The following is a 15,087-nucleotide window of genomic DNA, read 5'->3' on the forward strand; positions in this document are numbered from 1 at the left end:
TCTTATCCTCTTGTGCAGAAAGCCTCACCAAGACGGAAGCCTTCCTCATAAAGAGCCTCAAGTTTATCCACATCACGACAGATACGATCCACTTCCATGGGACGCTCTGGTCGGATGCAGATGATCTCACCCCAGTCTTCCATCCGTTCCACCAACTCAAGTTGTCGATTGTAGACCTCAACTCGATGACTTAACGCTACACGCAGACGAGGATAGTCCTTATAGAAAAACCGTGGAATCTTGATGTCGCGCTCACTCGAGCGGAAGCCGCGATTGCGGGTCATAATCACGACATTGGGCGAATACCCCATATCGATAGCTCGAACCACGGGAATGGAATCTATGATACCTCCATCGAGCATCGGCACCCCGTCGACCTCGGTGATCTGAGCCACATACGGCAGACTGCTCGAGGCTTTCACGATGGCCGTCAGGCGTTGGGCAGACTGCTTCTCTGTGAGATATTCTGCACGTCCCGTCAGACAGTTGGTCGTCACCATCTCGAATATACCAGGATTAGTCCGATAGGCATCATAGTCGAAGGGTACAATCTCATTGGGGAAACGCTCATAGAGGATGTTGGGGTCAAAGATGCTGCCCTGTGTCAACAGACTCTTCAGCGAGATGTAGTCGTATTTCTTCAGCATGTCAATATTGCTGAAGCGCGCTCTCCGCGGCTGCCGACTCATATAAGACAGGCCATTACAGGCACCAGCAGAGACGGCCACCACATATGGGAAATACAGTTCGTGCTTCATAAAGGCGTCGAGCACACCAGAGGTGAACACACCACGCATGCCGCCTCCCTCCAACACCAATCCTGTTTTCCTGTCTATTTGCATAAAATATGTATAAATTTAGTGCAAAGGTAACGTTTTTTGAGAAATATGTTGTAACTTTGCCGGGATTTTCACGAGAAATAACAAAAACTTGACACATGTTTAATCAAGAGACTTATATCAGACGCCGCTCTGAGTTGAAAAGACTGGTGGGGAACGGCATCGTGATCCTGTTTGGCAACAATGAGGCTCCAGCCAACTATCCAGCCAACAGCTACGCACCGATGCGTCAGGACTCTTCGTTCCTGTACTATTTCGGACAGCATCGCGACGGTCTGGTAGGTGTCATTGACATCGACCAGGATACAGAGATGCTTTTCGGCGACGACATCGATGTTGAGGACATTGTGTGGATGGGATACACTCCGTCTGTGGCCGACCTTGCTGCAGAAGTGGGCATCACCAAGACCGCTCCTATGAAAGAACTGACCACATATGTCCAACGGCAGACTGCTAACGGCAAGACCGTCCACTTTCTTCCGCCCTATCGTTTCGACACAAAGATCCAGATTATGGACCTGCTGGGTATCCATCCCAGTCAGCAGAAGGAAAGTGCGTCGCTGACTCTGATCAAAGCTGTTGTCAAGATGCGTGCCACGAAAGAGCCACAGGAGATTGAGGCTATCGAGCGTGCCTGCGAAGTGGGCTATGCCATGCACACCACGGCCCAACTACTCATCCGACCAGGTGTCACAGAGCGATTCATCGGTGGTCAGGTCGACGGTATCGCCCGTAGTCTGGCCCAGGGCGTCAGTTTTGCGACCATCTTCACTCAGCATGGAGAGATTATGCACGGCTGTCCCTCTGATGCTCGTCTGGAGGCTGGTCGTCTGGCGCTATGCGACGCAGGCTGCGAACTCGATGACTATTGTTCTGACAACACTCGCACGATGCCCGTCACAGGTAAGTTCGACCAGCGCCAGTTGGAGATATATTCTATCGTCGAGGCCTGTCACGACTATGTGTTGGAAGTCGCTAAACCTGGCGTAAAATATGCAGACGTGCATTTTGCAGTCTGCCGACTGATGACCAATCGTCTCAAGGAACTCGGTCTGATGAAGGGCGATACAGAGGAGGCTGTCCGCGCTGGAGCCCATGCCATGTTCCTGCCTCACGGTCTCGGACATATGATGGGCATGGATGTTCACGACATGGAAGGTCTCGGCCAGATTTACGTAGGTTTCGACGAGGAGACCCGCCCGAATCTGGAACAGTTTGGTACGAACTGTCTGCGCATGGGGCGCCGATTGGAGGAGGGCTTTGTTGTAACAGACGAGCCTGGCATCTATTTCATCCCTGCCCTCATCGATGATTGGAAAGCAAGCGGACACTGTAAGGACTTCCTTAACTTCGACAAGTTGGAGACCTATAAGGATTTCGGCGGCATCCGCATCGAAGATGATATCCTGATTACTGCCGATGGCTGCCGCTTCCTCGGCAAGAGCCGTATCCCTTATCATCCGAAGGAACTAGAAGCATTCATGGAAAATAACAACCAAACAATACATTAAAATTTTATGAAGAAGATTTTCACTCTTGCACTCATGGCCATGATGGTCCTCGGTGCATCGGCTGCCAAGAAAAAGACACCAGCCAAAGACGCCAATAAACCGGTGTTTACAACTATCAAGGAGAACCCGATTACCAGTATCAAGGACCAGAATCGTTCAGGTACTTGCTGGAACTATTCTACCCTCTCATACTTCGAGTCTGAGATTCTGAAGGCTACAGGTAAAACCTACGATCTCTGTGAAAGTTTCGTTGCCAACAAAACCTATCTGGACCGTGCCATCCAAGTGGTTCGCTATCATGGCGACTGCCAGTTCGCTCAGGGCGGAAGTGCAGAAGACGTACTCGCCACAATGAAGACTTATGGTATCGTTCCAGAGGGAACCATGCCTTTCCCTGGCTCACTGTATGGCGACTCGCTGAATAACTTCAATGAGTTCTTCGGGGTGCTGGAGCCTTACGTTGCCGCTATCGCCAAGAGCGATGCCAAGAAAATCAGTAACGCATGGAAGAACGGTATGCAGGGCATCCTCGATGCCTACCTCGGCAAGTGCCCTGAGACATTCACCTATGAGGGCAAGGAATACACGCCAAAGAGTTTCATGGCTTCACTGGGCATCAATCTCGACGACTACGTCAGCATCACCAGCTATACCCACCATCCCTTCTACACTACTTTTGCAGTAGAGGTACAGGACAACTGGCGCTTCCCACAGAGCTACAACGTGCCTATGGACGAGATGATGCAGATCATCGACAACGCAGTAAACGAGGGTTACACCGTAGCATGGGGCGGCGATGTATCTGAAGATGGTTTCACCCGCAAGGGTCTGGCTTACGCCGTTGACAGCAAGAAGACTCAGCAGAGTCTTCAGGGCAGTGATATGGCCAAGTGGCTGAAGATGACCGCTACCAAGAAGCGTGACATCATCGACTCACTGGGATGCACAGTTCCTGAGATTGTTGCCACACAGGAGTTGCGTCAGGAGCGTTTCGACAATTGGGAACTGACTGATGATCACGGCATGCTGATCTATGGCGTTGCTAAGGATCAGAATGGTAAGGAGTATTACATGGTAAAGAACTCATGGGGTGAGACAGGCGATTACAAGGGAACCTGGTACATGACCAAGACCTTTATCGCTGCTAACACGATGGACTTCCTCATCAACAAGAACGCCATCCCCGCCGACATCCGCAAGAAGCTCGGAATCTAGGATTTCATAAATTAAGTAAAAAAGGGCATAATCTGTTAAATTTTAAACAGATTATGCCCTTAATTCATTTTTTATTATTACCTTTGAGCGCTATATTGCCTTAATAGGCCTTTTTCAGATATAAGGGAACGGTAATAATAGCCACTGAAGCGATAAGAATAAAAAATAAATATATTAATGCATTTCAAATGGAATTACGAACCACCTACATCAGAACGACAAACGGCAGCTAAGGAGCTTGGAGAGAAGATTGGGATGAGCCCAATCCTCGCCGACCTACTCATTCAGCGAGGCATCAAAACGGAAAGTGCCGCCAAGCGATTCTTCCGTCCGATGCTAAACGAGTTGATAGACCCGTTCCTGATGAACGATATGGACGTGGCGGTTGACAGACTGAATGACGCTATGGGGCGCAAGGAGCGTATCATGGTGTATGGCGACTACGATGTTGACGGATGTACGGCGGTAGCTTTGGTGTACAAGTTCCTGCAGCAGTTCTATTCCAATATTGAATACTATATTCCCGATCGCTACGAAGAGGGTTATGGTATCAGTATCAAAGCCTTGGACTATGCCGCAGAAAAGAATGTGAAACTGATTATTGTGCTCGACTGTGGCATCAAGGCCATAGAAGAGATTGCTTATGCGAAGGGCTTGGGTATCGATTTCATTATCTGCGACCATCATGTGCCAGATGAGGAGCTTCCACCAGCCATCGCTATTCTGAACCCAAAACGGGAAGACTCTACCTACCCCTTCAAGCACCTCTGTGGTTGTGGCGTAGGATTTAAGTTCATGCAGGCGTTTGCGAAGAATAATGGTATCCCGTTCTCTCGCTTGATACCCCTACTCGACCTATGTGCGGTGAGCATCGCTGCCGATATCGTGCCTATCATGGGAGAAAACCGTATCCTTGCCTTCCATGGACTGAAACAACTGAACCAGAGTCCATCGGTAGGTCTGAAGTCTATTATTGAGATCTGCGGTCTGACAGGTCGTGAGATTACGATGAGCGATATCGGTTTCAAGATTGGGCCTCGTATCAATGCCTCCGGACGTATGCAGAATGGCACAGAAGCTGTAGACTTGCTCGTGGAGCGTGACCTTGAGAAGGCGCTGGCTGAAGCCAACCGCATCAATGAGTATAACGAGCAGCGAAAGGATGTTGATAAGCAGATGACGGAAGAGGCCAATCAGATCGTCGAGAAACTGGAGAACCAGAAGCACCATGCCAGTATCGTACTCTATGATGAGAACTGGAAGAAAGGTGTGATTGGTATCGTGGCCTCCCGACTGACGGAACTTTACTATCGTCCAACGGTTGTACTGACTAACAGCAACGGTATAGCTACAGGATCTGCCCGGAGTGTTGCGGGATATGATGTCTACGATGCGATCAAAAGTTGTCGTGATCTGCTGGAGAATTTCGGTGGTCACACATACGCTGTGGGGCTTTCGTTGAAGATTGAGAATATTCCGGAGTTCCGCCGCCGTTTTCAGAAATATGTCAACGAGCATATCCAACCAGAACAGACGGAGGCGACACTCGATATCAATGCGGTCATCGACTTCAAGGATGTCACGAAGAAGTTGCACAACGACCTGAAGAAGTTCGCTCCTCACGGACCTGATAACCCCAAGCCGCTTTTCTGTACACGCAACGTATACGACTACGGCACCTCCAAGGTGGTGGGACGCCAACAGGAGCATATCAAACTGGAGCTTGTTGACTCGAAGTCAAGCAACGTGCTCAATGGTATCGCCTTCGGACAGAGCGAATCTGCAAGATATATCAAGTCGAAGCGCTCGTTTGATATCGTTTACACGATTGAGGACAATATCTACAAGCGTAGTGAGGTACAGTTGCAGATTGAAGACATCCAGCCCTCAGCAATTGAAAATTGAGAATTGAGAGTTGAGAATTATGAATAGTTCTAAAGATTCTATCGATGGCGAAAAGGATGGTGGAGAAATGTCTACCCCAGAAAGTAATCATGACTCTCCATTCTCAACTCTCTATTCTCAACTCTTAAAAAAGTATTGGGGATACGATGATTTCCGTGGCATCCAACGTGAGATCATTGAGTCCATAGGTAGCGGCCAAGATACACTGGGACTGATGCCGACAGGAGGCGGTAAAAGCATCACGTTCCAGGTACCTGCGTTAGCAAAAGCGGGGACATGTATTGTCATCACACCGCTGATAGCCCTGATGAAAGATCAGGTGGAGAACCTTAGAAAGAGAGGAATACGGGCGGCCGCTATCTACTCTGGGCTCACCCGTGAGGAGATTATCATCATTCTTGAGAACTGCATCTTCGGTGACATCAAGATTCTCTATGTATCACCAGAACGCCTCTCTTCCGACCTCTTCCGTACAAAGCTCCGACATATGCGTGTCAGCTTCATTACTGTTGACGAGGCTCATTGTATCTCACAATGGGGATACGATTTCCGTCCTTCATACCTGCAGATTGCCGATATCCGTAAACAGTTACCTGGTATTCCTGTCCTCGCACTGACAGCCACCGCCACTCCAACCGTTGTACAGGACATTCAAGAAAAGCTATCCATTCACTCTGAAGATTCCAAAGGATCTGGCTTCGCGGTCTTCCGAATGAGTTTCGAGCGCAAGAATCTCGCCTATGTGGTAAGACAGACAACCGACAAACGCGAACAACTAATCCACATTCTGAATAGCATAAATGGTTCTGCCATTGTATATGCCCGTAGCCGGAGGCGTACCAAGGAATATGCAGACCTTCTGTGTGAGGCAGGGATCTCCGCCACATTCTACCATGCAGGACTTGATTCGACTGTAAAAGACGAACGCCAGAAAGGATGGCAACGGGATGAAGTGCGGGTCATGGTGGCAACCAATGCCTTCGGTATGGGTATTGACAAGCCAAATGTGAGAATTGTCATCCATATCGACTGCCCCGACAGTATAGAGGCTTACTTTCAAGAGGCAGGAAGAGCAGGAAGAGACGGCAGAAAAGCTTATGCCGTTCTGCTCTATAACCATGCCGATCGACGGAAACTGGAGAAGCGCATCACCGATACTTTTCCAGAGAAAGACTATATCAAAGAGGTTTATGAGCATCTGGCCTATTTCTACCAAATTGGTGTAGGATCAGGTTACAACCACATCTTTGAGTTCAACATCGATAAGTTCTGCCATGCTTTCCGACATTTCCCGATTCAGGTTGATGCCGCCCTGAAGATTCTGAACAGGGCTGGCTATATCGAATATACCGAGGAACAAGACAATCAGGCACGTGTGATGTTCACGATCGGGCGTAACGATTTATACCGATTAGAGAACAACACCCCGAATGAGGAGAAGGTCATAACGGCCTTATTACGTAACTACGGCGGTCTCTTCACCGACTACAACTATATTGACGAGAGTTTTATCGCTAGTCAGACGGCTCTTCACCCGCATCAGGTTTACATGATCCTGAAAGCGTTAAGTCAACGACATATCCTCCATTTCATTCCCCAGAAGAAGACGCCATACATCCGCTACACTCAACGTCGTGAGGATAAAGAGAATATCCAACTCATGCCAGTAGTCTATGAGGAACGGAAAGAACAGTTCCGAAAGCGGATTCGTGCTGTGATCGATTACGCAGAGAACGACCGTATCTGTCGTAGTCGGCAGTTATTACGCTATTTCGGAGAAAAGGATAGTCATGACTGCGGGCAGTGTGATGTCTGCCTAGAGCACCGTCCTGAAGGGATGGTGTCAGAAACCGGACTCATAACCGCCCAAAAAGCCATCCTGCAATTGCTCGTCGACAACGAGCCACATCCTATTACAGAGATACACGGCATCCAGTTGTCTACCGACGAACTGAATGCCGCGCTCAAATATCTTCTCAAAGAAGAGATCATCCGCATGGAAGACGGAATGATCTATCGTTGTTGTTAGCCTTCTAAAAATCTATCTTCAACTGTAAGTTATCCTCCTCATCGTGCTCATGACAGTAGCTACTACCGTCAAAGCAATGCGTACAAACACTGCACTTCGGCATACCGATAGATTTAATCAAGGACTCCAGTTTAGCAAACTTCAACGTTGTCAATCCAAGTCGCTTAGCTATCTCATCAACCATCCGTTTATACTCTGGCGAGTCGGTGGTAGCATACTTCTCGAGATTCTTTTTGTCATCACCCTCGAAATCTCGTATAATACGACGTGTAATCAATTCCAGATCACTCTTCGATGAGGTGAAGCCAATAAACGGACAACCATAGACCAGCGGCGGACAGGAGATACGACAATGCACCTCTTTTGCTCCATATTCAAAGAAGGTCTTTACATTATCCCTTAATTGGGTACCACGCACAATTGAATCATCACAGAAAACCACGCGCTTATCCTTTAATAAAGCTGAGTTAGGAATCAGCTTCATCTTCGCCACGAGATCACGACGGGTCTGATTGCCAGGTGTGAAGGAACGGGGCCATGTCGGTGTATATTTCAGCACCGCACGCTGATAGGGAACACCCTTGCCCTCAGCATACCCCAGCGCCATACCGACACCAGAATCGGGAACGCCACATACACAGTCAACATCTGTTTCGTCGTGCTCACCCATCATTTTTCCATTCGCCTCACGCACAGCCTCTACATTGATTCCATTATAATCCGAAGCAGGGAACCCGTAGTACACCCAGAGGAACGAGCAAATCTGCTCCCGTTTGAATGGTTCCTGCAGCACCTCAAGTTTATCTGCCTGAAGATACACAATCTCACCAGGTCCCAAGTCCCTCACACGACGATAGTCGAGATTCGGGAAACTGGTGGTCTCACTGCTCACTGCATATGCGCCATCTTTCTTACCGATGACTATCGGCGTACGTCCCAAGAAATCACGAGCAGCAATAATACCTTTCTCTGTGAGGATCAGCATCGAGCATGAGCCTTCAATCTTCTTATATACCAGATTGATACCCTCCACGAAGGTACGTCCCATATTGATGAGCAAAGCCACCAGCTCCGTCTGGTTGATATTGTTGGCTGAGAGCTCACTGAAATGCATACGACGCTCCAACAATTCCTCTGCTATCTCATGCAGATTGTTGATCTTTGCCACCGTCACCACGGCATAGCGTCCCAAGTGTGAATTAATGATGATTGGTTGTGGATCGGTATCACTGATAACACCGATGCCCTGATTGCCAGAGAACGACTCCAGTTCATCCTCAAACTTCGAACGGAAATAGTCGCGCTCCAGATTATGGATCTTTCTACTAAAGCCTTTCTCCTGATCAAACGTTACCAATCCAGCACGTTTGGTTCCCAAGTGCGAGTTATAATCCGTACCATAGAAAAGATCATTCACACAATCCCTGACGGCGATGGTTCCAAAGAATCCTCCCATAATTTATTCCATTTGCTTTTTGCTAACGGCCATCGGCTGATAGTAACAGCCTAAGCCCCCCTATTTACTTAATTAAAATAATACAGGAACGAAGCTATACCCTCCAAAGCGGGCTTACGCTGTCCCTCAATCTCGATTCTGAATTCAATCTCCGCCTTACAAATCCCACGCAGATTCTGGATGTTATGCAACTTCGTTACCAGACGGACCCGTGAGCCTGTGATTACCGGCTGACCGAAGCGCATCTTGTCCATACCATAGTTCACCAGCATCTTGATGTTATTCACCTCAATGATCTGATCCCACATGTAAGGCAATAGCGACAGCGTCAGATAGCCATGAGCTATTGTGCTCTGATACTGACTTTCCTTTTGGGCACGCTCCACATCTACATGGATCCACTGATGATCGAGCGTAGCGTCGGCAAACATATTGATACGCTCTTGATCAACCTGCAGCCAATCAGAAGCACCGAGCTCCTCACCCAGATGAGCAGCAAACTCATCATACGAATTGATTACTAATTTTCCCATTATGATTGATTATAATAAAACACGGGGGCGTCGTACGTCCCCGTGTCTATTCTTATTTATTATACATCCTGATTCTCTGGACGAAGCTTGCGCACGGTCTCACCAGCGCGCCACATCTCCTGATTACGCATCGCCTCCAGCTCCTTCTCCAGACCAGCACGATAGTCGGGCTTAGAGTTAGAGTCGATAGAGATCTGAGCCTCATTACCGGTCTTCACGGAGTAGTACAACCACTCCATAACAGGCTTGATGGCATCATGGAAACGGGGAGCCCAATCAAGCGCACCACGCTGAGCCGTGGTAGAGCAGTTGGCATACATCCAGTCCATACCCTTCTCACCGAAAAGCGGGCCAAGGCTCTGAGTCAGTTCCTCGACAGTCTCATTAAAGGCCTCAGAAGGTGTGTGTCCGTTCTCACGGAGTACCTCATACTGAGCGAGCAGAAGACCCTGAATAGCGCCCATCAAAGAACCACGCTCACCTGTCAGGTCACTGGTTGCCTCGCGCTGGAAGGTTGTCTCAAACATGTAACCAGCACCGATACCGATACCAAAGGCAAGAGTCTTGTCCTTTGCCTTACCGGAAGCATCCTGATAAACGGCATATGAACAGTTCAGGCCACGACCCTCACAGAACATTGTACGAAGAGATGTACCAGAGCCCTTAGGAGCCACCATGATCACGTCAACATCTGCAGGAGGAACCACACCCGTACGATCGCTCCAGTTAATAGCAAAGCCATGACTATAATAAAGAGTCTTGCCAGGCTTCAGATATTTCTTGATGGTTGGCCATACCTGAATCTGACCAGCATCGGAGAGCAACATACAAAGGATAGTACCCTTCTCGGCGGCCTCTTCTATAGAAAAGAGTGTCTCACCGGGAACCCAGCCATCGGCAACAGCCTTGTCATAGGTCTTGCCCTGACGCTGACCGACAATTACATTAAATCCATTGTCGCGCAGGTTACATGCCTGACCAGGACCCTGGATGCCATAGCCGATCACAGCGATTACCTCATCCTTTAATACTTCACGCGCTTTCTCCAAAGGAAATTCCTTACTGGTGACAACAGTCTCGATAACGCCACCAAAATTCATTTCTGCCATAATAGTTTTTGTTTTGAATGTTATACTTATCCCTATGTACCGTGCCAGCCCTACCCGAGAGCCGTCGTCTTGTCAGTCCATTCCTACCCTACCCGAGGGTACGACGAGGGGTTAACTTAAAATCGCTTGCAAAATTAATCATTTATGGCGAGACCGCCAAACTTTTAATCGAAAAAGGTGACCTTGCTGCGACAGGTTTCCACATCGCCTTCCTTGCATATGCGAACGCAATATTCGCTGTCACCAGATGCTGTTCGATAGAAGCTGAGTTGATCACCCTGATGAGCCTCAGCCACATAGGCGATCTCAAAACGTTTGATCTGATGTTCCTTATACCAAGCAAGATCCCAGAGGTCAAGCACATGCTCGATATATTTCACGGAATTCACGTGTCCATTGATATCTATATCATTATAATAAGTATCGATGGTACAGACGAGTTCCGCCTGATCATCCATCTTTACACGACCGCCCTTATCTATCGGACATTCCTTATCTTTCTCAATCCAGTCGTTAATCGCCCCATTGTCGATAGAAAAAATATCCGTGGGCTGCCGACTCTCTGTATCTATCATCGCCCATATACTACGACCGTAACCATATACTTTGGGTGTTGATTCGTTACCATTACCTGTTGGTTCGTGGCCAACCACTCGGAAGTTACGACTAGTGAAATAGCGCATAGCACTCTCTACCCAAGTCTCAACCGTGAACTTCGTATACTGTGTCGGCATCTCAATCATCTCAATAGCCAGACGCGATAAGACCCAAGAACGCTTAATCGTCATCAGGTACTTCATACCGAAACCTCGAGCCGTAGAATGGAAGTCGGCAGCATTAAGCATATGATTACCCAGATGTCCTATAAAAAGCCGTCCGTTGAAATCACAATGGAACGGCTCAGCCAAAAATTCGTATTTTCCAACTTTATCCATTATTCATAAAAAACTATTTGACAGCCACCTTCTGTCTGTTCCTTACATAAATGCCAGGAAAGGCAGGACAAGAATCAAGACATACCCCCCGTAAGGTGTACCATTTACTGTCATCCATATCTGCCATTACAGAAGCTATGCCCGTTCTTCCATCAAAGAATGATTTCAGCTCATAGAGGGCTGGCAGGGCACAATGTGTGTTATTATCCCATAGTCCGCGATTAAGCTTACCACCGATAACTGCTTCGTTCGGACCAGTCCCATTCTCCTCTGGGAACCACCAGTAGAGCGCATTTACATTGCTATGTTTCTTGAGTTCAGCGATAAGATCTCTGACAAAAGAAGCTTGGCCCTCTGCAGTGGCAGGCCACATCGAAGAGAAGTCATAATCAATGCCATTGCCTTGATAATAATAGGCGGTTTCCACAATCTGTACTTTCTTATCAGGAAAGACAGCAGCCAACATATTCAATGATTCCGACAGAGTAGAAAGGTCTTTATGCCAGAACGGGTAATAGCTCAGTCCGATAATATCGTAGTCTACACTCGTCAACCGCTCATAGATACCTCTTAAGACATCAGGCTGCCCATTACGTTCGGTATGGATGACTATCTTCGCCTGTGGACACACCTCCCGACAGGCTTTTCCTGCCTGCTGAAGTAAGGCAATGAAACGTGGCCAATTATCATCCGAATTAATGTAACAACGATTACTACCAGACCCCTTCTCTCCCCACAGCATACCATAGGATATCTCATTACCCGTCTGTATGAAGTCGGGAGTTGCACCGGCTTCCACCAGTTTTGTCAGACAATCCCTCGTATACTCATATATCTTTGTCTGTAACTCCGTGTCATTTAGTGAGAGCCAGGCTGTTGGCGTCCACTGCTTAGCTGGATCAGCCCAGACATCACTATAGTGAAAGTCCAACATAAAAGCAAATCCTGCATCCTTGATACGCTTTCCCAATCGGGCGACATAAGCCAGATCCTGACAAACGGCTGGATCGTTATATTCAAGAGCAGGATTAGGATTGACGAAGAGTCGCACACGCTGGGCATTCCAACCGACAGCCTCACTCTTCATATAAGTCAGCACATCACTGATAGGCCGTCCTTGTTGATCGTAATAAGACACACCATAATCATCATACTGCTGTAACAACGAGATATCACCGCCGACATATAAATCCTGCGCAAAGAGTTGCGACGTCAGCGACAACAGCGCCATCATCAATATGGTCTTACACTTCATTCCTCCCTCAATTATCTGTCTTTAAGAGATCCTGCTCACGTTGCTCAAGGAACTCACTTACCTGCTCCTGCATGCCGCGAGTAACGGCTATTCGTCCGCTACGGGTATACTGGAGTACACATCCGAAAGCATCAAGAGCCCGATAGAGAGAGATGATATCCTCTGTGATACCATGTTTCATGACAATCACATAAGTGGGGTTCACCTCAATAATATGGGCATCAAATCTGCGGACTGTTCGTGAGATCTCCGGATTATTCATCACCATATCGGTGGTGAGCTTATACAAACCAGATTCACGAATAAACAACTGTTCGTCAGTAAAATAGTTTGCCTTCACCACGTCGATCTTCTTCTCTATCTGACGGGTGATCTTGACAATCTGATCCTCATCGCTCCATGCCGTAATGGTGTACTTGTGAACACCAGGGATACTTGAAGCCGACACGTTCAGACTTTCAATATTCACCTGCCGACGAGTAAACACCGCAGTAATCTGATTCAGAATACCGGCGATATTCTCTGAATAGACTAAAAGGGTATATAACTTTTTTTCTTCCATTGCAATCAATAAATTATACTTCTACCTCTAGCATCATATCATCGACGTTCATGCCTGGAGGGGTCATGGGCAACACATTGTCGTCTTCGAGGATGGCACACTCAAGGATATATGGGCCATCAGTAGAAAGCATCTTCTCGACTGCCACAGCAAGGTCCTTACGATCAACTACCGCCTGATAAGGGATACCATAACCTTTGGCTATCATCTCATAGTTGGGATTCAACATCTTGGTAAATGACTTACGACGTTTCCAAAACATATCCTGCCACTGACGTACATTGCCAAGATAATGATTGTTCATCAGGATCATCTTGACCGGGCACTGCTGCTCCATAATCGTGCCTAACTCCTCAATACACATCTGGAATCCACCGTCACCGGAGAAACTGACAATAGTCCGGTCGGGTGCTCCGAATGTCGCGCCAATGGCTGCAGGCATGGAATAGCCCATAGTACCCAGACCACCACTGGTACAGATGCTACGTTTCTTGAGATATCTGAAATAGCGAGTTGCAAATAACTGGTTCTGTCCGACATCTGTTACTAGGACAGCATCGCCCTGTGTAGCCTCCGCTACCGCATTGACTACCTCACCCATCAACAAAGGTCCTTCCGTCGGATGGATGGCAGGCTCTATCACCTTCTCACGTTCTTTCTCCGCCAAAGGCAGGAATGAGTCGCGCCACTCACGATGATCAGCCTTCTGAATGAGGGCTGTAAGCGCCGGTAGCGACTCCTTACAGTCGGCAATCACAGCCACATCGCTCTTTACGTTCTTATCAATCTCACTTCTGTCTATATCGAGATGAATCACCTTTGCCTGCTTCGCATAGGTCTTGAGATTACCCGTCACACGGTCACTAAAACGCATACCGATGGCGATAAGCACATCACACTCCTGCTCTTTCAGGTTGGGCGCATAATTTCCATGCATACCGAGCATACCCACGTTAAGCGGATGAGTACTGGGCAGAGCAGAGAGTCCAAGCATCGTTCGTCCGGCTGGTATATCAGCTTTCTCAAGGAAGCGCACTAACTCCTCTTGTGCATTACCAAGTTCAACACCCTGGCCTACAAGTGCCATAGGTTTCTTCGCCTGGTTAATCAAATCTGCAGCTTCTTTCACGGCTTTTGCATCAAGCTTCGGATAAGCCACATAGGAGCGCACGAAGTCAACCTTCTTCGGCTCAAAGTCAACCATTTCTGTCTGAGCATTCTTCGGGAAGTCAAGAACAACAGGACCGGGGCGACCGCTACGTGCTATATAGAACGCACGACTCACAGCCCATGCGATATCTTCTGCATGTCGGATCTGGTAGCTCCATTTCGATATCGGTTGCGCAAGACCCACGAGATCAACCTCTTGGAACGCATCCGTACCCAATGCGGCGATAGGCACCTGTCCTGCAATGACCACAATCGGCGTAGAATCAAGCATGGCATCTGCAACACCCGTCAGTGTGTTCGTTGCACCCGGACCACTGGTCACTAAAGCTACTCCCACATGACCTGAGACACGTGCAAAACCTTCGGCAGCATGTGTCGCAGCCTGTTCATGACGAACAAGGATATGATCAAACGCTTTCTTTTCTCCTCTTGTATAGTCGTATAGTGCATCATAGACAGGCATGATAGAACCTCCGGGGTAACCGAAAATAGTTTTTACCCCTTCGTTCTGCAACGCCCTCATCAGCGCCTCGCTACCTGTTATCATCTTCTTTTCCATATCGTTTTC

At 48.1% G+C, this 15,087-nt stretch carries 12 protein-coding genes; 4 read left to right on the forward strand and 8 right to left on the reverse strand.

The window, feature by feature from the left end:
• Nucleotides 1-2 precede the first annotated feature (2 nt).
• Nucleotides 3-842, reverse strand: a complete 840-nt coding sequence (locus tag BLU99_RS06645; protein WP_091900430.1) for a patatin-like phospholipase family protein — start codon at nucleotides 840-842, stop codon at nucleotides 3-5.
• Nucleotides 843-937: 95 nt separating this feature from the next.
• Between BLU99_RS06645 and BLU99_RS06650 the strand changes: the two genes are divergently transcribed.
• The 4 genes from BLU99_RS06650 (at nucleotide 938) to BLU99_RS06665 (ending at nucleotide 7,499) form a co-directional block, all read left to right on the forward strand.
• The gene (locus tag BLU99_RS06650; protein WP_091900431.1) at nucleotides 938-2,350 is read left to right on the forward strand and encodes an aminopeptidase P family protein; all 1,413 of its coding nucleotides are present in this window, start codon (nucleotides 938-940) and stop codon (nucleotides 2,348-2,350) included.
• Nucleotides 2,351-2,356: 6 nt separating this feature from the next.
• On the forward strand, nucleotides 2,357-3,565 hold the full coding sequence (locus tag BLU99_RS06655; RefSeq protein ID WP_091900432.1) for a C1 family peptidase: 1,209 nt from the start codon (nucleotides 2,357-2,359) through the stop codon (nucleotides 3,563-3,565).
• A 177-nt stretch (nucleotides 3,566-3,742) separates the two neighbouring features.
• Nucleotides 3,743-5,470 carry a single-stranded-DNA-specific exonuclease RecJ gene (gene recJ / locus BLU99_RS06660; RefSeq protein WP_091900433.1) on the forward strand — a complete coding sequence of 576 codons (1,728 nt, stop codon included), beginning with the start codon at nucleotides 3,743-3,745 and terminating at the stop codon, nucleotides 5,468-5,470.
• Between the two features lie 67 nt (nucleotides 5,471-5,537).
• A complete protein-coding gene (locus BLU99_RS06665; protein WP_091901102.1) occupies nucleotides 5,538-7,499 on the forward strand; it encodes a RecQ family ATP-dependent DNA helicase in 1,962 nt (653 codons plus the stop codon).
• A 4-nt stretch (nucleotides 7,500-7,503) separates the two neighbouring features.
• On the opposite strand, the gene BLU99_RS06670 is transcribed toward BLU99_RS06665, so the two are convergent.
• The 7 genes from BLU99_RS06670 to ilvB form a co-directional block, all read right to left on the reverse strand.
• Nucleotides 7,504-8,955: an amidophosphoribosyltransferase gene (locus BLU99_RS06670; RefSeq protein WP_091900434.1), complete on the reverse strand. Its 1,452-nt coding sequence runs from the start codon at nucleotides 8,953-8,955 to the stop codon at nucleotides 7,504-7,506.
• A 68-nt stretch (nucleotides 8,956-9,023) separates the two neighbouring features.
• Complete coding sequence (locus BLU99_RS06675) at nucleotides 9,024-9,488, reverse strand: MaoC family dehydratase (RefSeq protein ID WP_091900435.1); 465 nt, start codon at nucleotides 9,486-9,488, stop codon at nucleotides 9,024-9,026.
• A gap of 59 nt (nucleotides 9,489-9,547) precedes the next feature.
• Nucleotides 9,548-10,597, reverse strand: coding sequence for a ketol-acid reductoisomerase (gene ilvC, locus BLU99_RS06680; RefSeq protein WP_091900436.1), 1,050 nt, complete (start codon nucleotides 10,595-10,597; stop codon nucleotides 9,548-9,550).
• Nucleotides 10,598-10,761: 164 nt separating this feature from the next.
• Nucleotides 10,762-11,532, reverse strand: coding sequence for an acyl-[acyl-carrier-protein] thioesterase (locus BLU99_RS06685; RefSeq protein ID WP_091900437.1), 771 nt, complete (start codon nucleotides 11,530-11,532; stop codon nucleotides 10,762-10,764).
• A 13-nt stretch (nucleotides 11,533-11,545) separates the two neighbouring features.
• A complete protein-coding gene (locus BLU99_RS06690) occupies nucleotides 11,546-12,787 on the reverse strand; it encodes a glycosyl hydrolase 53 family protein (RefSeq protein WP_091900438.1) in 1,242 nt (413 codons plus the stop codon).
• Nucleotides 12,788-12,794: 7 nt separating this feature from the next.
• Nucleotides 12,795-13,349 carry an acetolactate synthase small subunit gene (gene ilvN, locus BLU99_RS06695; protein WP_091900439.1) on the reverse strand — a complete coding sequence of 185 codons (555 nt, stop codon included), beginning with the start codon at nucleotides 13,347-13,349 and terminating at the stop codon, nucleotides 12,795-12,797.
• A 13-nt stretch (nucleotides 13,350-13,362) separates the two neighbouring features.
• The gene (gene ilvB, locus BLU99_RS06700) at nucleotides 13,363-15,078 is read right to left on the reverse strand and encodes a biosynthetic-type acetolactate synthase large subunit (protein ID WP_091900440.1); all 1,716 of its coding nucleotides are present in this window, start codon (nucleotides 15,076-15,078) and stop codon (nucleotides 13,363-13,365) included.
• Between the last annotated feature and the right edge of the window lie 9 nt (nucleotides 15,079-15,087).

Origin of the sequence: Prevotella sp. lc2012 (assembly GCF_900107065.1) — a bacterium.
Lineage (GTDB): Bacteria > Bacteroidota > Bacteroidia > Bacteroidales > Bacteroidaceae > Prevotella.